22 protein-coding genes are annotated in these 22799 nt (G+C 53.8%); 15 read left to right on the top strand and 7 right to left on the bottom strand.

The window, feature by feature from the left end:
• The first annotated feature begins 6 nt into the window (after positions 1-6).
• The 4 genes from DU000_RS09810 to DU000_RS09825 all read left to right on the top strand — a co-directional run bounded on the left by DU000_RS09810 (position 7) and on the right by DU000_RS09825 (position 3234).
• The gene (locus DU000_RS09810; RefSeq protein WP_114403229.1) at positions 7-990 is read left to right on the top strand and encodes a fumarylacetoacetate hydrolase family protein; all 984 of its coding nucleotides are present in this window, start codon (positions 7-9) and stop codon (positions 988-990) included.
• A 67-nt stretch (positions 991-1057) separates the two neighbouring features.
• Positions 1058-1588, top strand: coding sequence for a VOC family protein (locus DU000_RS09815; protein ID WP_114403230.1), 531 nt, complete (start codon positions 1058-1060; stop codon positions 1586-1588).
• A 3-nt stretch (positions 1589-1591) separates the two neighbouring features.
• The gene (maiA, locus tag DU000_RS09820) at positions 1592-2239 is read left to right on the top strand and encodes a maleylacetoacetate isomerase (protein ID WP_114403231.1); all 648 of its coding nucleotides are present in this window, start codon (positions 1592-1594) and stop codon (positions 2237-2239) included.
• Between the two features lie 14 nt (positions 2240-2253).
• The gene (locus tag DU000_RS09825) at positions 2254-3234 is read left to right on the top strand and encodes a Bug family tripartite tricarboxylate transporter substrate binding protein (RefSeq protein WP_114403232.1); all 981 of its coding nucleotides are present in this window, start codon (positions 2254-2256) and stop codon (positions 3232-3234) included.
• A 65-nt stretch (positions 3235-3299) separates the two neighbouring features.
• Here the strand turns inward: DU000_RS09825 and DU000_RS09830 are convergent, their stop codons facing one another.
• From DU000_RS09830 to argS, 5 genes are read right to left on the bottom strand one after another with little or no spacing between them, the layout of a single operon-like run.
• Positions 3300-4403: a septal ring lytic transglycosylase RlpA family protein gene (locus DU000_RS09830; RefSeq protein ID WP_114403233.1), complete on the bottom strand. Its 1104-nt coding sequence runs from the start codon at positions 4401-4403 to the stop codon at positions 3300-3302.
• Positions 4390-5244, bottom strand: coding sequence for an SDR family oxidoreductase (locus DU000_RS09835; RefSeq protein WP_114403234.1), 855 nt, complete (start codon positions 5242-5244; stop codon positions 4390-4392). The genes DU000_RS09830 and DU000_RS09835 overlap by 14 nt, the downstream gene beginning before the upstream one ends.
• A gap of 3 nt (positions 5245-5247) precedes the next feature.
• Positions 5248-5910, bottom strand: coding sequence for a thiol:disulfide interchange protein DsbA/DsbL (locus tag DU000_RS09840; RefSeq protein ID WP_114403235.1), 663 nt, complete (start codon positions 5908-5910; stop codon positions 5248-5250).
• A gap of 17 nt (positions 5911-5927) precedes the next feature.
• Positions 5928-6488, bottom strand: coding sequence for an SPOR domain-containing protein (locus DU000_RS09845; protein ID WP_114403236.1), 561 nt, complete (start codon positions 6486-6488; stop codon positions 5928-5930).
• Entirely contained in the window at positions 6485-8185 is a 1701-nt protein-coding gene (argS, locus tag DU000_RS09850) for an arginine--tRNA ligase (RefSeq protein ID WP_114403237.1), read from the bottom strand. Before argS ends, DU000_RS09845 begins: the two co-directional genes overlap by 4 nt.
• Before the next feature lie 178 nt (positions 8186-8363).
• On the opposite strand from argS, the gene DU000_RS09855 reads away from it, so the two are divergent.
• From DU000_RS09855 to DU000_RS09865, 3 genes are all read left to right on the top strand, one after another.
• Positions 8364-10322, top strand: coding sequence for a PAS domain-containing sensor histidine kinase (locus DU000_RS09855; protein WP_114403238.1), 1959 nt, complete (start codon positions 8364-8366; stop codon positions 10320-10322).
• Positions 10319-12607 carry a GGDEF/EAL domain-containing response regulator gene (locus tag DU000_RS09860; protein ID WP_114403239.1) on the top strand — a complete coding sequence of 763 codons (2289 nt, stop codon included), beginning with the start codon at positions 10319-10321 and terminating at the stop codon, positions 12605-12607. The genes DU000_RS09855 and DU000_RS09860 overlap by 4 nt, the downstream gene beginning before the upstream one ends.
• Positions 12608-12698: 91 nt before the next feature.
• Entirely contained in the window at positions 12699-13301 is a 603-nt protein-coding gene (locus DU000_RS09865; protein ID WP_114403240.1) for an outer membrane beta-barrel protein, read from the top strand.
• Positions 13302-13330: 29 nt separating this feature from the next.
• On the opposite strand, the gene DU000_RS09870 is transcribed toward DU000_RS09865, so the two are convergent.
• Positions 13331-14842: a YifB family Mg chelatase-like AAA ATPase gene (locus tag DU000_RS09870; RefSeq protein ID WP_114403241.1), complete on the bottom strand. Its 1512-nt coding sequence runs from the start codon at positions 14840-14842 to the stop codon at positions 13331-13333.
• 1 nt (position 14843) lies between these two features.
• Positions 14844-15077: an accessory factor UbiK family protein gene (locus DU000_RS09875; RefSeq protein ID WP_114403242.1), complete on the bottom strand. Its 234-nt coding sequence runs from the start codon at positions 15075-15077 to the stop codon at positions 14844-14846.
• 272 nt (positions 15078-15349) lie between these two features.
• Here DU000_RS09875 and DU000_RS09880 point away from each other — a divergent pair, with 272 nt between their 5' ends.
• From DU000_RS09880 to gshB, 8 genes are all read left to right on the top strand, one after another.
• Positions 15350-16234 (top strand): TorF family putative porin, encoded by an 885-nt coding sequence (locus tag DU000_RS09880; protein ID WP_114403243.1) that lies wholly within the window; start codon positions 15350-15352, stop codon positions 16232-16234.
• Between the two features lie 54 nt (positions 16235-16288).
• Positions 16289-16627: a P-II family nitrogen regulator gene (glnK, locus tag DU000_RS09885; RefSeq protein WP_114403244.1), complete on the top strand. Its 339-nt coding sequence runs from the start codon at positions 16289-16291 to the stop codon at positions 16625-16627.
• 15 nt (positions 16628-16642) lie between these two features.
• Complete coding sequence (locus DU000_RS09890) at positions 16643-18199, top strand: ammonium transporter (protein WP_114403245.1); 1557 nt, start codon at positions 16643-16645, stop codon at positions 18197-18199.
• A gap of 315 nt (positions 18200-18514) precedes the next feature.
• The gene (locus tag DU000_RS09895) at positions 18515-19462 is read left to right on the top strand and encodes a hypothetical protein (RefSeq protein ID WP_114403246.1); all 948 of its coding nucleotides are present in this window, start codon (positions 18515-18517) and stop codon (positions 19460-19462) included.
• A 2-nt stretch (positions 19463-19464) separates the two neighbouring features.
• Positions 19465-20007: a GTP-binding protein gene (locus DU000_RS09900; protein WP_114403247.1), complete on the top strand. Its 543-nt coding sequence runs from the start codon at positions 19465-19467 to the stop codon at positions 20005-20007.
• Positions 20007-20438, top strand: a complete 432-nt coding sequence (locus tag DU000_RS09905) for a roadblock/LC7 domain-containing protein (protein WP_114403248.1) — start codon at positions 20007-20009, stop codon at positions 20436-20438. Before DU000_RS09900 ends, DU000_RS09905 begins: the two co-directional genes overlap by 1 nt.
• Before the next feature lie 118 nt (positions 20439-20556).
• A complete protein-coding gene (gene gshA, locus DU000_RS09910) occupies positions 20557-21852 on the top strand; it encodes a glutamate--cysteine ligase (RefSeq protein ID WP_114403249.1) in 1296 nt (431 codons plus the stop codon).
• 2 nt (positions 21853-21854) lie between these two features.
• Positions 21855-22787 (top strand): glutathione synthase, encoded by a 933-nt coding sequence (gene gshB, locus DU000_RS09915; RefSeq protein ID WP_114403250.1) that lies wholly within the window; start codon positions 21855-21857, stop codon positions 22785-22787.
• Positions 22788-22799: the final 12 nt, after the last annotated feature.

Raw genomic sequence — 22799 nt, forward strand, 5'->3', positions numbered from 1 at the left:
ACGTGTATGAAACTGGCTACTTTACAAAATGGGCAACGCGACGGACGCTTAGCCGTGGTCAATCGAACCCTGACCCAGGCTGTTTGGGCGCCGGCCCCTTACCTCACCCTACAGCTCGCCCTCGATGATTGGCAGCAAGCCAGCCCGATATTGACGGCGCTCAGTCAGCAGCTAGAGGCAGGCGCCCTAGCCAGCTTTGCGTTTGCGAGCGAGGCCTGTCTGGCCCCGTTACCCCGCGCTTATCAATGGGCCGATGGCTCGGCCTATGTGAATCATGTCGAGCTGGTACGACGCGCACGGGGCGCCACCATGCCAGACACTTTTTGGACCGACCCGCTGATGTATCAGGGCGGCAGTGACGACTTACTGGGCCCCCGTGCGCCCATAGTTTGCCCGCAAGTCGATTACGGCATTGACTTTGAAGCCGAGCTGGCAGTGATTACCGATGATGTGCCGATGACCTGCCCGCCCGCTGACGCTGCCAGCCACATCAAGCTCATCATGCTCGTCAATGACGTAAGCTTGCGCAATCTGATCCCCCCCGAGTTAGCAAAGGGTTTTGGTTTTTTTCAGAGCAAACCCGCCAGTGCATTTAGCCCCGTCGCTGTCACCCCAGACGAACTCGGTGAAGCCTGGCAGGACTGTAAGGTTCATTTACCGCTCTACGTGCATTGGAATGGCCAACAGGTGTGCCAGGCGAATGCCGGGGTCGATATGGTTTTTAATTTTGCCCAGTTGATCGCCCATGTGGCCAAAACCCGTCGGCTTGGCGCGGGCAGTATTATTGGCTCTGGCACCGTGAGCAATACCGATCGGCGCCAAGGTTATGCCTGTATTGCCGAACAGCGCGCACTGGAAATGATTGAATACGGCGCACCGCGTACCCCCTATTTGCAGTATGGCGATACGGTGCAGATCGAGATGTGCGATGCGCGCGGGCAAAGTATTTTTGGCCGCATTGAGCAGGTCGTGCAGCCATTGGGCCAGTAGCCCCCGTAACATGACCCGCGCCGTGCGTATGAGCAAGCGCAACGCGCGTGATAGAGAGGAGCCAGGCATGAACCAAACCCCGTTACCGCCCATCTTGGGTTTGCACCACGCGGCGTATCGCTGTCGCGACGCCGAAGAAACCCGCGCTTTCTATGAAGACCTGCTCGGCTTACCTTTATTCCACTACATAGAGGCCGATCATGTTCCCTCAACGGGCGAATATTGTCCGTATGTTCATATTTTTTTCAGGTTGGCCGATGGCAGTTGTATCGCCTTTTTTGATTTAGGCGACAACCAAGCCGCCGCGCCCTCACCCAATACCCCTGCATGGGTCAATCACATTGCTTTTGCCGTGCCAGATCTGGCCGCCTTGGAAACCATTCGCCAGCGCTTGCTGGCACAAGGCGTCGCGGTATTGGGCCCGACTGACCATCATATTTTCCAATCCATTTATTTTTTTGATCCCAATGGCATCCGGCTTGAGCTCACGGCACAGTTAGCCAGCCCCGCGCAAATGCAGGAAAAATCGACACAGGCTCGGCATAAACTGGCGGCCTGGACACAACGTAAAGCCGCGCGGCAGACAACCGCGGGTTAACCGATGGATCGTCTTTATACCTACTTTCGCAGCTCGGCCGCCTACCGCGTGCGGATTGCGTTGAATATAAAAAACCTACCCTATGAAGCGATACCGGTTCATTTGGTGCGCGCAGGTGGTCAGCAATTCAGCCCGGCCTACCGCGCACGCAACCCGGAAGCGCGGGTGCCAGCCTGGGAGACCACACAGGGCGTCTTAACGCAGTCGCTGGCGATCATGGAGTATCTGGAGGAAGTTTTTCCTCACCCCTCACTGTTACCCGGCGACGCCTGGCAGCGGGCGCAGATTCGGGCTTTTTGCCAAGTCATTGCTTGCGATATTCACCCGCTCAACAACACCGGCGTATTAAACTACCAGCGTGCCCAGCCTGGGTTTACCCAAGCCGCGCAAACAGCCTGGATACACCATTGGATTTTGCGTGGTTTGCAGGCCCTGGAAACACGGCTGGCCGGCCAGGCGCAACAGCCATATTGTTTTGGCCCAGCCCCAACGATGGCCGATTGCTGTTTGATCCCACAAATTTTTAATGCCTTACGTTACGATTGCCCCTTGGAGACGGTGCCGCAGTTGGTCCGCATTTATCAGCATGCGATGACCAACCCTATTTTTATTAACGCATCGCCGGCCCAGCAGCCCGATGCAGAAACCTGACGGAGCGATTCCCCATGCTTAAAACCCTGTTTGCCGCGATCTTGATAACCCTTGCGCACTACCCAACGCTAACGGCAGCGAGTGAGGCTTACCCAACCAAGCCGATTAAATTTATTGTGCCCTACCCCCCTGGTGGGCCACTCGATACCACCGCCCGGATACTGGCAGACAAATTACGCGACAGCCTGGCGCAGCCCGTGATCGTTGAAAACCGCCCGGGAGCGGGCGGCAATATTGGCGCAGACCAAGTGGCTAAGGCGAATGCTGATGGTTACACGATCGGGATCGGCGCGGTTGCCACACATGCCATTAACCCCAGCCTGTTCGCCAAAATGCCCTATAACGCACAAAAAGATTTCACGCCCTTGAGCTTGATCGCCCAAGTGCCGAATGTGCTGGTGATGAACACCGAAGTCGCGACCAAACTCAATATTCGCACTGCGCAAGATCTCATTCAATACGCCCGCGCTAACCCGGGTCGCCTCAATTACGCCTCCGGTGGCAATGGTAGTGGGGGTCATTTGGCCGGCGAGTTATTTAAGGCAGCCGCTAAAGTCAGCGCGGTTCATATTCCTTACCAAGGCGCATCCCCGGCGCAACTGGGCCTGATTGCCGGCCAAACTGACTTTATGTTTGATAACCTGGCGTCTGCAAACGCCAATATTCAAGCCGGTAAACTCAAACCACTGGCAGTCACCAGCGCGCAACGCCAAGCCGGCCTAGATGTGCCCAGTTTACAAGAGCTGGGGTTTAGCGGTTTAGAGATTAATACCTGGTGGGGCGTTTTTGCGCCCGCCAATTTACCCCCAGTAATCACACAGCGCTTGGTGACAGAAATCCACAAAGCCCTGGCGCAGCCTGACCTCAAAGAACGGTTTGCCAAACTCGGTGCCAGCCCCAGCCCAATGGCACCAGACGCCTTTGCCCGCTTCATTCAACAAGAAGCCACGAAATACGCAAAAGTGATCCAGAGCGCTGGCATTAAACCCGATTAATACAAGCAGTGCGCTTTAACCAGCCCTGCGCCTAATTGCCCTATTTAGGCTAACGCCAGCTTGACTCAAACCGGTCGTTCAACCACGACTGGTTTGAGGTTAAGCGCTTCTCGAATTTTTTCTGCAACGGCTTGTGCAGCGGCGCGATCGGGGTAGGGGCCGAGGTGTAAACGATGGAGCCCCGCTGCATTCGGCACAATCTCAATCGGCTCGTTGAGCCAATCCAGCAAGCGGTATAAGTGTGCGCGAAAATTATCGGCGGCTTCCGCGCTGCTAAATGCCGCAAGTTGAATGAACAACCCACTCCCTTGGCGCACCGTGGGTAATGCCGGCGGCGGCGTGGTGGTGTTTTGAACAATAGGCGCTACCGGGTTGGGCGCTTTGGCGGCGGACGTAGCTGCGGGCGCATTGCCGCGATTGGCGAGCAGTTGCTTAATGTCTTCAGTTCGCAGGTGTTCTACTTCAACCGGGCCGCTGCCTCGTTGGGCGATACCGAGTTTATGGGCGGCGGTGTAGCTTAAATCAATAATACGGTTATGTAAAAACGGCCCCCGATCATTGATGCGCACAATCACCTGTTTGCCATTGACCAAGCTGGTGATGCGGGCGTAGCTGGGAATCGGCAGGGTCGGGTGAGCAGCGCTCATGCCATACATGTCATACAGCTCACCGCTGGAGGTTTTTTGGCCGTGAAATTTGCGGCCATACCAAGAGGCGATGCCGCGTTGCTTATAGGGCCGGTCACTTAAATCAGGCACATATTCTGTTCCAAAAACCACATAGGGTCGATTCGGGCCGCGCAACAGCGGCTCGATGCGGGGTGTGGCGTCGGGAATGCTATCAAGGTCGGCAGGGGGGTTATCGCCCGGCCCATCGTCTTGGTAAAAAGCGCCGCGCCGGGCGGGTGGGCTGGTTCGTCCGGCTTCAGCGTTGGCTGGGTCTTTGCTGGTTGTTGTGCGGCTCGCGGGCGTATTCTCTGTGCGGCTGGGCGCGCTGGTACTGGTTGGCGGCGTAGGGCTGGGTGTGGTTGGGCCACTGGCGCAGCCCCCGATTATGCTCAGGCTGGCGCAACAAAGTGCGCATGATAGCCAACGTTGAGCAAGCGTTAACACGGGAATTGAGCGCGCTTGGCAACAGGTGGGTTGCTGCGCGGCGTTATGGTGCGTCATGGTGTGCTGCGGCCCCGCTGTTGGCTTGGTTGTTGGTGTGGCTGTTAGTGTGGGCTTGCGCATGGGTCTGGTAGGCTGCCAACTCATGTGCCCGTGGTTTGCGCCCGGCGTGCTGAAAGAGCCGGTCATAAAGCCAGTTTGGCAGTAAGCGCAGCCCTTTGGCAACTACCCCCATTTGCCATGGAATCACCGTGTAACTGGTGCCGCGGGCGATTTCGCGCTGCGCCCGTCGTGCAAACTCATCCGCATCCAACATAAACGGCATGGGGTAAGGGTTATGTGCGGTCATGGGGGTGCGAATGTAGCCAGGGGCCAGGGTAACAACCTCAATGCCGCTGCCACGTAACTCGACCCGTAAGCTTTCGGTGTAAGCAATAACCGCTGCTTTCGCGGCAGAGTAGGCCCCGGCACCGGGCAAGCCGCGAATCCCGGCGACACTGGCAATGCTGACCAGCGTCCCGCCACCCCGCGCTTTCATGGGCTGAATGAAGGGCTGAAAGGTGCGAATCAGGGCCAGTAGGTTGGTCTGGATGACCTCTTCAGTCGCTTGCAGGTCATCGGCATACTCGGTGAGGGTGCCCACGCTGACCCCGGCATTGGCGATGACGATATCCGGAACCCCCGTACTCAGGCAGGCCTGAGCAGCCTGTTGGAGACTGGCGGCTACCGTGACATCCGCCACAAAAATTTGATGACGATTGGGCTCTGGCAGACTTTGTCGCACGGCTTCCAAGGCCGCGGCGCGCCGCGCCAGCAAATAAACTTGCGCCCCTTGGGCGGCATAAGCACGGGCAAGTGCCGCCCCTATCCCGCTGGAGGCACCGGTAATCAGCACCCGCATGAGTTATTTACGTTTTTTGCGAATATCGTCAATCAACTGGCTGGCAACTTCCAGCGCACGCTCATGGCGCCCACCAGCAATGCTGGCTGACGTGAGGTATTTGCCCTGAATGCCGAGGGTAGGCACCCCACGGATTTTCCAATTGTCGCTGGCTTGCTTGGCCGCAGCACATTTGCTGTTGATAGAAAACGAGTTATACATATCCAGGAAGGTTTTCTTATCCAAGCCTTGCTGGCTGGCCCATTGGGCAATTTGATCGGCATTGTTCATGGGCAGACGCTGAACATGAAACGCTTCAAAGGCTTTTTTATGAAGCTCTGGCAATTTGCCGAGTGCTTCTAGGGTATAAAAGAGCCGTTGGTGTGGCACGAAATCATCACGGAAGGCGACATGAATGCGGCGGAAGGCCACATCGGCGGGCAGCTTTTTCAGCCAAGCCTCTAGTTGCGGATCAAAGTCAAAGCAGTGTGGGCAGCCGTACCAAAAAAACTCTACCACTTCAATTTTGCCGGCTGCATCAGTCGGCTGGGCAGGTTTTACCACCAAATAATCATAGCCTTCGCGCAGCTCATCTTTTTTGTCGGCCAGTACAGGAAATGACGCGCTGATACCGGTTAAGCCAATCAGGCTGAGCCATTGGCGGCGTTGATGAGAGAAAAAAGACATAAGACACTCCTGTTGCGTTATCGAACAATCGTACTTTCTAATCCTGCTTCGAGTAGCTTAATGCGCAGTTGGTTCGCCTCTTCCTCACGGGTGAAAGGGCCGAGCCTGACTCGATGCATGGGTTTGCCTCCCACGTCGGCTTTGTAAACCTTCGCTTCAAAGCCGGCGAAAGCCAATTTGGCGCGTTGGTTATCGGCCTCTTGTTGAGTGCTGAAGGCGCCCGCTTGGACAAAAATAGTGGCTGCTATTTCTGCGGGTTTTTCGGTAGTGGTGCCGCTCGTGCGTTGATTGCTGGGGCTGGGGGGCGGCGCTTTTTCAGTGCCGAGGGCCGGGGCCTCCGCCGTTTGCGGTTTGGCGGTGCGCGCTAGCAGCGGGGCATTCGGGTCAGGGAGTTCGTCCGTCTCCCCGTTGGCGGTTTTGTTGCGATTGGCAGGTTCCGCTGCTTTCGGTATGGCGGGGGCAGTAAAGGGATTCGCCCCCTTGTTAATGTAAAAAGCGACAACCACTGCAATCGCTAAACCAAGCACCAGCCCGAAAATAAAACCAGTGAGGGTGCTGCCTTGTTGGTTGGTGTTCATGCCACTCTCTCCATCCGCTCAGGGGCGCTTACGCCTAATATCGCTAAACCATTTTTCAGAACCTGCCGCGTGGCGGCCAACAAAGCGAGGCGCGCTTGGCGCAGCGCGGTATCGTCTACCAAGACCCGTTCAGCGTTGTAATAGCTGTGTAGCTCGGCGGCCAAATCTTTCAAATAATACGCCACACTGTGCGGGGCTAAATCGTTAAACGCATCCTGTAACAATTTGGGATAGGCAGCGAGCTTGGCCATCAGCGCATATTCACGCTCACTCGTCAGTGGGGCGAGGTCTGCCTGGGTATCCAGGGCATGGCCTTCTTGTGCGGCTTTTTCAAACACGGAGCAAATCCGCGCATGGGCGTACTGCACGTAAAAGACTGGATTGTCTTCAGACTGGCTGAGGGCCAGATCAATATCAAATACAAATTCGCTGTCCGCTTTGCGGGAGACGAGGAAGAAGCGCACCGCATCGCGCCCCACCCATTCAATCAGATCGCGCACCGTCACATAGCTGCCAGCGCGCTTGGAGATTTTGACTTCCTCACCATTGCGCATGACCTTAACCATGCTGTGCAGGATGTAGTCGGGAAAGCCTTGCGGAATGCCGACATTGGCCGCTTGCAAACCGGCCCGCACCCGTGCAATCGTGCCCGCATGATCGGTGCCCTGGACGTTGATGACTTTGACAAAGCCGCGCTGCCATTTGTTAATGTGATAGGCCACATCCGGCACAAAGTAGGTGTAACCGCCTTCGCTTTTGCGCATCACGCGGTCTTTGTCGTCACCGTAATCCGTGGTGCGCAGCCACAGCGCGCCTTCTTGTTCAAACGTTTTGCCAGCGTCAATCAAGGCTTGTACGGCTTGTTCAACTTTGCCTTCGGTGTAGAGTGAGGATTCAAGGTAATAGTGATCAAACTGCACGCCAAAGGCCTGTAAATCAAGGTCTTGCTCGTGGCGCAAGTAAGCCACGGCAAATTGGCGAATATTGTCTAAATCCTCGGGGTTGCCATTCGCAGTAAAGCTGCGGTCATCGGCTTGCACGGTTTTTTGCGCCAGAAAGTCTTGCGCAATCTCGGTGATGTAATCGCCGCGGTAGCCGTCGGCGGGCCAGTCGGCACTTTCGGGTGTCAGACCTTTGGCGCGACACTGTACAGAAATCGCCAAGTTATGAATTTGGTTACCGGCGTCGTTGTAGTAAAACTCGCGCCAGGGGGTGTAGCCATTGGCGGCAATCAAGTTACACAACGCATCACCTAGCGCGGCCTGGCGGCCATGCCCGACATGCAAGGGGCCGGTGGGGTTGGCGGACACAAATTCCACCATGACTTTTTGCGCTTGCCCAGCCGTGCTGCGGCCAAATTCGTTGCCTTGCAGCAAAATTGCTTGCACCACTTGTTGTTTGGCGGCAGGGGTCAGGCGCAGGTTAATGAAGCCAGGGCCGGCAATCTCGGCGCTGGCAATGAGCGCAGCACTGTCTGGTTGCGCCAGCAGATGCTGGATCAGTTGTTCGGCCACCAATCGGGGGTTTTGCTTTAGCGGTTTGGCAATCTGCAGTGCAACCGTACACGCGATGTCACCATGCTCTGCTTGCTTCGGCTTTTCTAAGACCAGGGTTGGTTGCAGGTCGGTGCCAGCCAGAATCGGCTGCAGTGCATGGCTCAGCAGAGCCCGGAGGGTATCGAGTTGTGTGGACAGCATAGTGTAATGGTCAGGCAGTCTGGCGCGGGCAGTCAGCGAGCGCGTTGATATGGATGAATTTGTGCAAGTGTAACTGATCACCAAAGAGCGATTGCATGAATGTGACTTGTGTCAGCATTTAATTTTCCCGATTTGCGCCGATAGAAGTAAAGTCTTACCACCGCCACTGACTCATCTCATGCAACTATCTAGCAGCCTTTTTTTTACGCAAGCCCTCACGCCCTATTTGATTCTGGATCCGCAGACGGGCAAGGTATTGCATGAGAATAAGGCCTATGCCGGGTTGCCTGCGGGCTTTCAGACCGCGCTCCAAGCTTGGTTGACCAATGCCATTGAGCAAAAGCTACCGGGGTTCACGAGTCTGGATGAGGCCGCGGCTGAAATCGCGACGCAGCATTATTTGGATTGTGAAATCAGCCTACAACGCTTAGCACCTGAGACTTTGCTGGTGCAGATTAAGCCCCACGGGGTGTCTGGCCTGCCGGATTTGCTGACGTTGCGTAATCAGCATCGGCGCTATCAAGCGATCTTGGACAGCATTGTCGGCACCGCCGTGTATGGCTATGACGCGCAGCAGCGTATCATTTTCTGGAGTGTGGCGTGCGAAACGTTATATGGCTGCCCGGCGGAGGAAGCCGTGGGCCGGATTGTCAGTGAGATCATGCCGGAAGCGGGTGGGACAGCGGCCAGCTACATACAGCGGCAGCGAGCCATTGAGCATCGTGAATGCTTACCCAATTATGAATTCCGTTTGCAACGCTGGGATGGCAAGCAGGTCGAAGTTTACTCCACGCAAACCATGATCAATAACGCGGACGGTGAACCAGAGTGGTTCTGCTTTGATCTGGATTTAACGGCGCTGCGCCAACTTGAGCGAACGCTACAAATCACCAATCAGCGCCTCGCCAGTATTTTCGATTTAGCCCCTGCTGCGATGGCAGTCGCAACCAATCATTACTTCACTGAGGTCAATCAGCATTGGTTGAATTTATTTGGCTTTGAGCGTTGGGAAGTGCTTAACAAGCATGCCGAGGAGATCGGCTATTGGGTCGATTTGCAAGCGCGGGCGCAAATGTATGCCGATTTGGCGCAGGATGGCGAAATCGCGCCCCGCGACATGCTGTTTCGTAAGCGCGACGGCTCTTTGGTGGAGTGCGTCTTAACCGCCCGTATTTTGTTAGATGGTGAAAATCGGGTGGTGATTACCAGCATTGTTGATGTGTCTGAATTGCGGGCCACTCAGCGGGCCTTAGAAACGCTGAATCATGAGTTGGAGTTGCGTGTGGCGAATCGCACGGCAGATCTGGAACAGGCGGTGAACTCGCTAGAGGCGGCGAAAGATGAATTAGTTCGAACAGAGAAGCTCGTCGCGCTCGGCTCAATGGTGGCTGGCATTGCTCATGAACTGAATACCCCGATTGGCAACAGTGTCACGATTGCCAGCACCTTGCAAGATAAAACGCGTGAGTTAAATCAAGCTCTGCAGGGGGGTGGGCTGAAAAAATCACAGTTAGAAGGTTTTGCGACAATCAGTCTGCAATCGGCTGAATTGTTACTGAGAAACTTGAACCAAGCCAGACAGTTGATGACCAGCTTTAAGCAAGTCGCGATGGATCAGTCTAGCGCCCAGCGACGACAGTTTGATTTACGGCAGACGATCGAAGAACTGCTTGAGACTGCCCGCCCGATGTACAAAAAAAGCCCCTACAACTTGGTCTGTGATTTGGCGCCAGGGTTGATGATGGATAGCTACCCGGGCCCATTAGGGCAGATTTTGACCAACTTTATAGCCAATGCGTTATTGCATGCCTTTGAGGGCCGCGACGCCGGCGAGATGTCATTAACAACCGCGCCGCTCGGCGAGACGCATGTAGAGCTCTTATTCAAAGACAATGGGCAAGGGATTCCTGCGCCGCACTTATCTCGCTTATTTGACCCTTTTTTCACTACCAAGCTGGGCAAAGGGGGTAACGGCCTGGGGTTAAATATCGTTTATAACTTAGTCACACAAGTGTTAGGGGGCAAAATTCGAGTTGAGAGTCGGGAAGGGTTGGGCACTACCTTCACGCTACAACTACCGCGGTGCGCCCCCGCACAACAAACAACGCCAGCTTTAGCTACGGGAGTGGACGCATGACCTTACCACACGAGTCTAACCAAGCCTCTGCGGATGATGAACTGATTTTCGCCGAGGAAGAGATTGCAGACGCACCTGGATTGCAGGATGCCTGGACAATTTTGATTGTGGATGACGATCAAGAAGTCCATCAAGCGACCTTGCTGGCATTGCAAGGCGAAGTAATTTTGGGCAAGCCTTTGATTTTTTGTCATGCCTACAGCGCGGAAGAAGCCCGAACAACGTTGCAAGGTATGGTGCAGCCTGCGGTTATTTTGCTCGATGTGGTGATGGAGAGTGATGATGCCGGTCTCAAACTTGTCCGCGTTATTCGCGAAGAACTGCAACTGACCGAAACCCGGATTATTTTAAGAACCGGTCAACCAGGCTATGCGCCGGAGCTAACCGTCATTCGCGACTATGACATTAACGACTATAAAGCCAAAGATGAACTGACCCGGATTCGGTTAATTACGACCCTCACGGCCGCACTGCGCTCCTACCGCCAGATTCGGATGATCGGCGCCAGCCGGCGTGGGCTGGAAATGATTGTTCAATCCGCGGCAAAATTATTTGGCCAGCAGCAGGCCATGGAGGAATTCGCGGATGGGGTGCTGACGCAACTCGCCGCACTGTTGGATTTACCGCCGGAAGGGCTGTTATGCGCACAGCGCGGCCATCCACTTCACCCACAGCAGTCTGATGATTTGTTTATCGTTGGTGCTGCAGGCAACTACCGTTCCTTGATGAGTCGCCAGTTACATGAAATTGGGGAGCAGCGGGTTATTGATGCTGTGCATACCGCATTCAAACGTGAGCAACACTATTTTGGCCCCAATGAGACGGTGCTTTATATTTGCCTCAGTGATTCACAGCGTGTTGCGGTGTTTCTTGATACGCCGAAAAATCTCGAAGAGGGCGACAAGAATCTACTCGAATTATTTTCTGTCAATATTGGGATCGGCATCGAAAATGTTTCCTTGGTTGATCGGTTGCATTTTGCTGCCTATTACGATCCACTCACGCACTTACCCAACCGTACCAGCTTCATCACCGCGTGTGATCAGGCCATGGCCCAGCGGCTGGATCACCACACCAACCAAGCAGCGATTGCCTGTTTGTTGGATATCAATCAGTTTTCCGTGATTAATGATGCCTTGGGTCACCACTACGGTGACGCACTCTTGCAGATGATTGCAGATCGGCTACAGCGACAGTTGCCCAAAGGCATGACTTTGGCACGCGTGGCAGGGGATAACTTTGCGATGCTGGCCGCAGATTTTGATTTGCGGGCGGAGCAGGTATTACAGGTTTTCGCGGCCCCTTTTCGGATTAACAATGTTGACTTACCTGTTCGGGTTACTTTGGGCTTAACCCAACTCGCAGAAGTGGAGGGAGGCGGTAGCGATGTTCTCAAGTGTGCCAATATCGCGTTGAATCGCGCCAAGGCGACCGGGCGGCGGCGTTATGAGTGGTACGCCAAGAAAATGGCGGAGGAAACGCGTGAGCGTATTTCGTTACTGGCTGATCTCAAACTAGCGCTCGATACCGGCTTCTTACAACTTTACTACCAACCTAAAATTCACTTGGCGTCCGGCCGGGTAGTTGGGGCAGAGGCCTTATTGCGTTGGCGGCATCAACAAAATTATGTTGCCCCAGATTTATTTATTTCAGTAGCGGAATCTTCAGGTCTGATCGTTGAAATAGGGAGCTGGGTTTTACAGCAAGCGTGTTTACAGAGTAAACGCTGGCGGGCGTTGATTGACCCTGACTTTAAAATGGCGATTAATGTTTCGATGGGGCAATTACAGCAGGGCAGTTTCGCGAATGAGGTCGCCCATTTGTTGGTAGATCTGGCGATTGCGCCCAGTGCGCTGGAAGTCGAGATCACTGAAACGATGGCGATGTTAGATGCCGATAGCATTTTGCCGGATCTGCGGAAATTGCAGCAGATGGGGGTCAGTATCGCGATTGACGATTTTGGAACCGGCTTTTCGTCTTTAGGTCACCTGCAAAATATGCCACTTAATACGTTGAAAATTGATCGGGCGTTTGTGCAAGAGCTGGCGTCACCAGAGATGGCCAGTAATGGCAAGAAAGCGATTGCGGATACGATCATGCAATTAGGCAGTAATCTCCGCTTAAGTTTGGTTGCCGAGGGGGTCGAGCAGCAGACACAAGCCGACTATCTGAAACAGGCGGGCTGTGATTTTGCGCAGGGCTATCTGTACTCGCCTGCATTACCCGCTGCTGCCTTTGAACAATGGGCGGTGCAGTGGCAAGAAGAGCAAAACCATCGAGATTGACGTTTTGTAGACAGGATTGAGATTGCCCCGTAAATGGCAGTTTTGGTAAACTAGCCTCATTGACGTTATTCAAATTTAGTCGGAGACATCGATGTTAAAAGCGATTGCCACGATACTGCTGGTCTTATCAAACGCGGCCCTAGCGCAACTCCAACCCCCGAAAGAACGCGGTGCATATATTGGTCTCGGTTTCGGCCAGGCCAAAAATAACTTGGATTACCGGATTGGTTCCAACATCTCCAAAGATGACAGCGATGCCTATTCAAAACTCTATGCGGGTTATCAATTCAACCGGCTATTTGGCGCAGAGCTTTTCTATGCGAATTTAGGGACCTCAACCTATAAATCGACCCTCAACAACGCGCCTTCTCAAGACCAATTCAAAAATAGTGTCATTGGGGTTAATGGGGTGTTATTCCTACCGATCCGGCAGCCACTCAGCTTTGTTGGTAAGCTCGGCTTGGGTGCCGCTACGAGTAAATACACCTGTGTTCAAGCCTGCAACAATGTCGCGAACAACAGCACCACCAGTACGTCGGCCCAGCTCGGGCTTGGGTTGCAATATCAGCTCTCCAGCGGCCTTGGTTTGCGAGTTGAGTATGAACGCTATGGCGGTATCAATCATAAAATCAATACTAGTGAAGCCACGGCAAGTTTTGATGCGGTGGCCGCGTCTATTCAATACAAATTCTAGTGATCGAGTTGCCGGCTTTGCTGCGGCAGTCAGCCATTCAAGCCGCGGCGATATTGCAGCGCCTCGGCTAAATGGGGCAGCGCTACCTCTGGGTTGTTTCCAAGGTCGGCGATTGTCCGGGCCAGCTTCAGGATTCGATGGTAGGCGCGGGCAGATAAATTCAAGCGCTCAATCGCTTGCCGAACAAACGCTTCACTGGCTTTCTCGAGTGGCACCAATGCTTCTAATTGCGCGTTGGTCAGTCGTGCATTCAAGACCGACTGGCGACCACGTTGGGCTTGCTGCGTTTGTTGAACCCGTGCCGCAATCACGCTGGAGGCTTCTCCTTGTGGCAGTTGCGTGAGTTCACTCGCTGTCAGGCTGGGGACATGACAGACCATATCGATCCGATCCAGCAGGGGGCCTGACAGTTTATGCTGGTAGCGTTGTATTTGGTCGGGAGTACAGCGGCACCGCGCTTGGCCAAAGTAACCGCAAGGGCAGGGATTCATGGCTGCGACCAGCTGAAAGTCAGCAGGAAACTCAACTTGACGGGCTGCCCGGGAGATCGTAATCCGTCCATTTTCAAGCGGTTCCCTGAGCACTTCCAAGGCACGGCGATCAAACTCTGGCAACTCATCTAAAAACAAAATGCCTTGGTGGGCCAGTGAGATTTCGCCTGGGCGCGGGTGGCTGCCACCGCCAACCAGGGCCACGGCCGAAGCGGTATGGTGCGGTGCGCGAAAGGGTCGCATCCCAAAAGAATCCGGGTCGAATTTGCCAACAAGGCTCAACAAGGCTGCCGATTCTTGTGCAGCACTTTCGCTGAGAGCGGGCAGTAAACCGGGAAGTCGATTGGCCAACATGGACTTGCCACTGCCTGGCGGCCCGACGAGTAGCAGGCTATGTCCGCCAGCCGCCGCAATTTCCAATGCGCGTTTAGCTTGGTTCTGGCCTTTGATATCTTTTAGGTCGAGCCCGTTGTGATTGTGGCGCGGGGTTGTCTGCCGTACCGTGGGCGTCAAGGGTTGTTGTCCACTTAAATGCCCGACCACGGCAACCAGGCTCGTCGCGGGCAAAATCGTCAGCCCTTGAATTAAGGATGCTTCTGTCGCGTTGGCGGCGGCAAGGATGAATTGCCGCTTGTCTTGGCTGGCTTGCATCGCTGCCGCAAAGGCTAAAGCGCCACGCGTGCCCAGCAGCTCACCACTGAGCGAGAGCTCACCGGCGAACTCATACTCATTTAAGGCGGCGAGCCCTGTTTGACCCAAGATTAGTTGCCCGCTGGCGGCCAAAATGCCGAGCGCAATCGGTAAATCATAGTGGCCAGACTCTTTGGGCAGATCGGCGGGCGCCAGATTAACGGTGATGCGCCGTTGCGGAAATTCAAAGCCACTGGTTTGAATCGCGGCGCGAACCCGATCACGGCTTTCCTTGACTTCCGCTTCCGGCAAACCTACTAGGGTAAAACCTGGTAGGCCATTCGCTAAATGAACTTCTACGCGAACAGGCAGCGCGCTGACCCCGAGCACTGCACGGCTGTGCAAGACAGCAAGGGGCATGCTAGGACTGACTATCGAGTTTTTCGATACGGGCTTCGAGCGCGGCGATCCGCTGCAGGGCGCGTTCCAGTAATTGTTGCTGCAACTCGAATTCTTCACGGGTCACTAAGTCGAGTTTGTTAAACCCCTGTTGTAGCAAGGCTTTGAGGTTTTTTTCAATATCTTTTGCGGGGCTGGCAGCGTATAGATCAGCGATTCGCTTTTGCATATCTTCGAATAGCGCATGAGGTTGCATAAGAGGCTCCTTGAAATTGTTTTGAATTTCCCCCAGCAGTCTAACAATTTATTCGAGGATTTTGTTACCCATCTCTTGTCTCGCACTGATTTGGTGCCGATATCAAAATAGACAGCGATAGTGCGTTGTCTTGGTGCAGCCTTATCATCCCAGTCCATGATTATGCTTTTTTTGCATCGATTTTCGGCATAAAGTCTGCCTGCTTAGCCTGGCACGGAATCTGCTCAGTCCCACTCAGTTGCACTTCAACTTTATATAAAGAGAGGAATACGATGAATACTCGACTCCAGAAAACACTATTGTCAGCAGCCTTGTTGGCCGCCGCCAGTGGCGCTTATGCCGCTGATGCGCCTGCCTCTGACCATACTTTTACCGGCAATTTCGGCTTGTACAGCGACTATCGGTTTCGTGGCATCTCCCAAACGTATTTGCAACCGGCACTCCAAGGGGGGCTGGATTACAGCCATAGCAGCGGTGTTTACATTGGGCTATGGAGTTCGAATGTATCGAGCAATCTTTACCAGAATGGTAACGGTCAAGAAGTGGATCTGTATTTGGGCTTTAAGAAAGAGTTGGTAAAAGACTTTACGGTAGATGGCGGGTTTTTGCAGTACTACTACCCCGCCGCTAAATATGGCAATGGGGCAACGGTTCAACCGCAGGGGGCAGGACAAAAATATGACAACCGTGAGCTGTATGTGGCGATGACCTACAAGTGGCTAGCGCTCAAATACAGCCATGCAATTACCGATTATTTCGGCGTCAATCAAAATACTTATGGCGGTTATTGTGGACTCAATGGCGATGGATCGGCTCCAACAACCGGGTGTATTGCAACCAATCGTGGGGGCTCCAAAGGGTCTGGTTATATTGATTTAACCGGTACTTTCCCGATAACGGATAAATTCTCTCTAGTGGCTCACTATGGCCATACGAAAGTCAAAAACTACGGTGAACTGAGTTACAGCGATTGGAAGCTGGGGGCTACCTATGATCTCGGTGGCTGGATCCTAGGCGCAAGCTACATTGATACCAACGCAAAAGAGCGTTTTTATCGTTACGGTCAGGCAGCGGCAACACCAACTGGCGCGAACACCGCAGGTGTTAAAGATCCCAGTAAATCGACGGTTGTTCTGAGTATCAGCAAAACTTTTTAAGGTCGTTGTGTTGAACAAGCCCGGCATCAGCCGGGCCACTTTCGGGGGTGTGTGATGAAATTAATCTCTGCCATCATCAAGCCATTCAAGCTCGATGAAGTTCGGGAAGCGCTATCTACGATTGGCGTGCAGGGTATTACGGTAACAGAGGTCAAGGGGTTTGGTCGGCAAAAAGGCCACACCGAGCTCTATCGGGGGGCAGAGTATGTCGTTGATTTCCTGCCAAAGGTAAAAATTGAGGCTGCCGTGGATGAGTCTCAGGTAGAGCAGGCGATTGAAGCGATTGAAAATGCCGCCCGCACCGGCAAGATTGGTGACGGCAAAATTTTTGTGTATGACCTGGAGCAGGTCATTCGTATTCGTACCGGGGAAACCGGTAAAGACGCACTGTAAGGAACGGAGCGCCCAATGAAAAATTTCTTCTCACGCTGTTTATTCAGCCTGCTACTCGGGCTTACTGTCATCAGTCAGCCTACGTTCGCGCAAGATAAACCTGCGGCAGAGGCGGCCACTGCCATGCCCACTGCCAGCCCAGACGCCAAGCCTGCCGAAGCAGTAGCTGCAGCGCCGGCAGCGGTCGCCGCGGCAGCGCCTGCTGCACCCGCTGAAGCAGCCCCAGCAGCAGCGCCTAACTTTAATAAAGGCGATACGGCTTGGATGATGGTGGCGACGCTGCTGGTCATTATGATGACCGTCCCTGGTTTGGCCTTGTTCTATGGCGGCTTGGTTCGCAAGAAAAACATGCTGTCGGTTCTCATGCAGGTGATGGTAACTTTTTCCCTGATTGTGGTTCTGTGGGCGGTCTATGGCTATTCATTGGCCTTTACCGAAGGCAGTGCCTATATTGGCGGGTTCGATCGCCTTTTCCTGAATGGCATTTTCAATCCTGCCGATGGGAGTTTTTCTGCGGCAGCAACATTCAGTAAAGGGGTGCCCATTCCTGAGATTGTGTTTGTCGCTTTCCAGGCCACCTTTGCCGGTATTACCTGCTGTCTGATCGTTGGTGCTTTTGCTGAGCGCATTAAATTCTCTGCGGTGTTGCTTTTCATGGTGCTGTGGTTTACGTTCAGCTATCTGCCCATTGCGCATATGGTGTGGTTCTGGATGGGGCCTGATGCATACACCGATGCCAAGTTAGTGGATGAGTTGACCAGCAAAGCAGGCTTGATTTGGCAGTGGGGTGCGCTGGATTTCGCAGGTGGTACGGTGGTGCATATCAATGCTGCGGTTGCCGGCTTGGTGGGCGCTTACTTGGTTGGCAAGCGGATTGGCTATGGTAAAGAAGCGATGACCCCGCACAGCTTAACCCTCACGATGGTGGGTGCGTCTATGCTGTGGGTCGGTTGGTTCGGTTTTAATGCGGGTTCCGCGTTAGAAGCGAATGGCACGGCGGCATTGGCATTCATCAATACTTTTACGGCAACCGCTGCCGCGGTGTTGTCCTGGAGTTTTGGCGAGTGGCTGGGTAAAGGTAAACCTTCCATGCTGGGAGCCGCATCGGGTGCGGTAGCAGGCTTGGTCGCCATTACACCGGCGGCGGGTAATGTCGGCTTGATGGGGGCAATCGTCATTGGCTTGTTGGCCGGTATTGCTTGCTTGTGGGGGGTGACAGGCTTGAAACGGTTGCTCGGCGCCGATGATTCACTCGATGTGTTTGGGGTTCACGGTGTTGGCGGTATCCTCGGCGCCTTGTTGACGGGTGTCTTTAACTCGCCCGCCTTGGGCGGCCCTGGTTATGTGAGTGATTGGGTCACCGGTACCGTGATTAAAGCGGCAGAGTATTCAATTGCCGCCCAAGTCTGGACACAAGCTAAGGGGGTGCTCGTTACCATCGTTTGGTCCGCTGTTGTCTCCTTCGTCGCCTACAAGATCGTTGATTTGGTGATCGGCTTGCGGGTGAGCGAAGAAGAAGAGCGCGAAGGCCTGGATATTAACTCGCACGGCGAAACGGCTTACCACGACTAAGCGGTAACAAACAGAAGGATTCGGAGGAGACCCTTTCCTGAAAGTTAGCAGATTCGTCTGCCATTTGGCCCCACCCCGGTGGGGCCTATTTTTTATGCTGATTGGGCGGGTTTGTGTTGTCGGACGTCACAAAACTGTCAATTTTTGCGACGCAGGCTATACAGCGCGAGGCTTTTAACGCAGAATTTATGCTCTAGGGGGCGCAGGCAGAAGCGGGTCTCTGTCAGCGCAAATCTATTTCCTTGGCTCGATACGTTGAGGAAATGGTTGGGTTAAAGAGGCATAAAAATTGAGACAAATCCAAAGGAATCGATCATGGCGTCGGATGTGAAAGCACGGCGCTTAGGCTGTCATGGATTGAATGAACATGAAGTGATGGTACTGCGTTCGATGTTGCGCTTATTTGGCGCTCGTGGCCAAACGCCATGGGAGTTGCAACCACAGCCACCCTTTGATGCGGTGATTGTGCCTGATATGCGCTCTGAGTTAGATCAAGAAGGTTTGCCTTCACGTCTGTTCATTCGCACGGGCCTGAACCCGGCGACCGTCAATGGTGAGCGACGGACCAGTGAAGATTTCATTGTGCGACCGATCCGGGCACTGCCCCTGTTTGAGAAGCTGAATGAAATTGATCGCTTAATCAGCATGAAAGAACCCCAACACGCCCCAGCGCAGCGTGAATGGGCCGATGTCTTGATGGACTATTGGGATAACGGCGGCGGCTTTCTGGTGAAGACGGCGGCGACGAAAGTCATTATTTTCCCTCAGGCGCGGCGTTTTTTACCGGAGCGTCCCGATTTATCAGTAGCTGAAATTGTTCGTTCCCCGGTATTGAGTATCAAGCCGATCGAGCAGGAGCGGGCAGAGCAAATTCTGAAAGAGCGGCGCACCCGTGGCTTAGGCTGGCTGGGTTGGTATGCGGGCCACTATTACCCGCTGGAAGTCCTACTGGTTCCCACCTCAGCGGACGTGCCGATTCAACTGCGCCGCTGGCCAGATTTTGGTACTTTAGACCATTTGCCAGAATATTTTAATCTGGCGGGCTTGCTCAATCGTTATTCCATGACCGTGGCACAGTTGATTGAAGCGTCAGCGTTACCCCCTGAGACTGTTTATCGATTCTTGAACGCGACTTATTTGTCGGGCCTCTTGGTAGAAGCCCGTGAGAAAGGTTGGTTAAGCTGGTTGAAGCGCGGCTACAACCCCCAAGCGCAGGAAAAACTTGGGGTCATTGCAGCGATACGTCGAAAATTGGGGCTCTAACAATGACCGCCGCTCAACATTACAAAATCGTTTTTACTGGCACCATGGGGGCAGGTAAGACAACCGCAATTACCGCAATCAGTGAAATCCCCCCCGTTGTCACCGATGTGGCCAATCTGGATCAAGCTGCGTTTGCCAAGGAAACGACCACCGTGGGCCTAGACTATGGTGAACTGACCCTCGATGGGCAAGCCAAATTATTGCTCTACGGCACCCCGGGCCAAGATCGCTTCGATTTCATGTGGCCTATTTTGGCGCAAGGCGCGCTCGGGGTAATTTTACTGGTGGACAACAGCCGCCCTGATCCGTTGGAAGACGTGAGTTATTACTTAAAGCATTTTCGCGAGCATGCAGAAGAGGGTGCGGTCGTCCTGGGGATAGGACGTACAGAAACACATCGGCGACCAAAGGTAGAACAGTATGCCCAGGCCTTGCAGAGCAAAGGCTGGCGCCTGCCCATTTTGCAGGTCGACGTCCGCCGCAAAAAAGATGTGTTGATCCTATTGCAAGCACTCATGAGTTCCCTAGAGGCAGGAGCGCGCTGATGCAGATCAGTAAGGTCCTGACAGCGATTTGTCAACAGCAACTCAGCAAGCTGCGCCAGCAAATCCCCCCCATTCAAGGGTTGCTGTTGGCAACGGTAGATGGGTTTCAGATCGCCTTTGAGTGGTCTGATCCACAAGCAGGTGGGCGCCTGTCTGCCATGACTGCCTCCCTGCATGCGCTCAGCCATACCCTGGCGCGGGAGGCGGGGGCGGGCGTTTGTCAGTCGATTGTACTGAATGGCCCACACGCCCGCGTGTTAGTGGTTGAGGTACCGAATCTGAGTCAAGCCGCATTAACCAAAGGCCGACAAAACTCCCCCTTGCTGTTGACGGTCGTGGCTTCCCTAGAGGCGGATTTAACTGAACTGGCCCACGCTGGTCAGGCGATTGCGCAAGAAATTGGGCAAAAGTTCTCTCTTTTGCATGAATAAAGCCCGTCCTGCGATGAGGCGTTGATCCGCGGTCTCTCCACGATGCAATCAGCTTCCTGGTTGAAATCGAGATTTCTGGCACAATCTAATGCCTTTGACTCAATCAGGGAAAGAAAATATGGTGCCGCATCTTGTTACTGCACTGCATGGCCCGCTGCTCGCATTAGAACAAAAAATTCTCGACGCGGCGCCAGCAGTCGAACGCTGGTTTCGGTTGGAGTGGCAAGAACACACCCCACCGTTTTATTGCTCCGTCGATTTACGCAATAGCGGTTTCAAAGTGGCGCCCGTCGACACCAACCTGTTTCCGGGTGGCTTTAATAATCTGGCCCCGGATATGTTGCCCCTCGCCGTGCAGGCGGCGATGGCGGCAATTGAGAAAATTTGTCCAGACGCGCGTAACCTCTTGCTGATCCCTGAGCGGCATACCCGCAATCAATTCTATTTGCAGAATGTGCAGCGCCTAACTCAAATTTTGCGCCAAACCGGGTTAAATGTTCGCTTGGGCTCGCTTTCTGAAGAGATCACCGAACCGACTACCTTGACATTAAATGATGGCAGTGAGTTACTGCTAGAGCCCTTAGTGCGCCAAGGGCGGCGCTTGGGTCTCAAGGATTTCGACCCCTGTACGATTTTATTGAATAATGATTTATCGGCAGGCGCACCACGCGTATTGCAACATTTAAACGAACAATTCGTCTTGCCCCCCCTGCATGCGGGCTGGACAGTGCGCCGTAAATCGACGCATTTCTCTGCCTACGACGATGTCGCAAAAAAGTTTGCCAAAGCGTTTGACCTTGATCCTTGGATGCTGAATCCTCTCCATGCCGCTTGTGATGAAGTGGATTTTCATGCGGGCGTCGGGATTGATTGTTTAGCCACTCAAGTAGAAACCTTATTGAAAAAAATTCGCAGTAAATACCGCGAGTACGGCATCAAGGAAACGCCTTACGTGGTTATTAAAGCTGATGCGGGTACCTATGGCATGGGCATTATGACGGTGCGTGACCCGATTGAATTGACCCAACTCAATCGCAAACAGCGCAATAAAATGGCGGTCGTTAAAGAAGGTTTGAATGTCAGCCAAGTGATTCTGCAAGAAGGGGTTCACACCTTCGAGTCGATTAATGAGGCCGTCGCTGAGCCAGTGGTCTATATGATTGATCGTTATGTCGTGGGAGGCTTTTACCGCGTGCATACAGAACGTGGCGCCGATGAAAACTTAAATGCCCCCGGGATGCATTTCCAACCGCTGGCTTTTGCCAATAGCTGTAATTTGCCAGACTGTAATTCCGCATTGAGCGCTGGCCCCAATCGTTTTTATATGTATGGCGTGATTGCGAGACTGGCGCTGCTCGCGGCGTCGCTGGAGCTGGAAAGAACCGATCCTGATCAAGAAAAATATACAGGTTAATCATGGACTTGCTTTTTATCATCGACCCACTGCCCAGCCTGAAAATCTACAAAGATTCTAGCTACGCGATGATGCGTGAAGCAGCCCAGCGTGGGCACCAGCTGCATATTGCTTATTTAGAGGACTTAGCGGTGCAGCAAGGTCAGGTGGTGGCGCGAGCAACTCCACTAGCTTTACAGGAAGGGCCTGACTGGTATCACTGTGGCGCGGCGACTCACCGCACTTTGGCCAGCTTTGATGCGGTGTTGATGCGGAAAGACCCACCGTTTGATCTGGAATACTTGTACGCCACCCATTTGTTGCAACAAGCGGTGCAGGCGGGGGCAAAGGTCTGGAACGACCCGCAGGCGTTGCGGGACCACAATGAAAAATTGGCCATTCTGACCTTTCCCCAATTCACCGCGCCGACCTTGGTCGCCAAGTCGGCCACGACACTGAAAGCGTTTATCGCCGAGCAGGAAGAGGTGGTGTTGAAACCCCTGGATGGTATGGGGGGGAGCGGCATTTTTCGGGTGCGTGTCAACGATCCGAACCTCAGTGTGATTCTCGAAACCATGACGCGCCAAGGGCAACAAACCATTATGGCGCAGCGCTATTTGCCGCAGATTGAAGCGGGTGATAAGCGGATTTTATTGATCGCAGGCAAGCCCGTTCCCTATTGCCTGGCACGCATTCCTGCTCCCGGCGAAACCCGCGGTAATCTCGCCGCTGGTGGTACCGGACGCGCCCAAGCTCTCTCTGCAAGCGATCTCGAGATCGCCAACACGCTCGGCCCGATTCTCTGGGCGCGCGGGTTGTTTTTAGTTGGTTTGGATGTGATTGGTACGCACTTGACAGAAATCAACGTAACCAGCCCCACCTGTTTTCAAGAAATTACACAACAAACCGGCTTTAATGTCGCCCAGCACTTCATAGAAGCACTAGAATTAGTCTAATTTCCTAACTGG

The sequence above is a fragment of the Parvibium lacunae genome, assembly GCF_003335215.1.
Classification (GTDB): Bacteria; Pseudomonadota; Gammaproteobacteria; order Burkholderiales; family Burkholderiaceae_D; genus Parvibium; species Parvibium lacunae.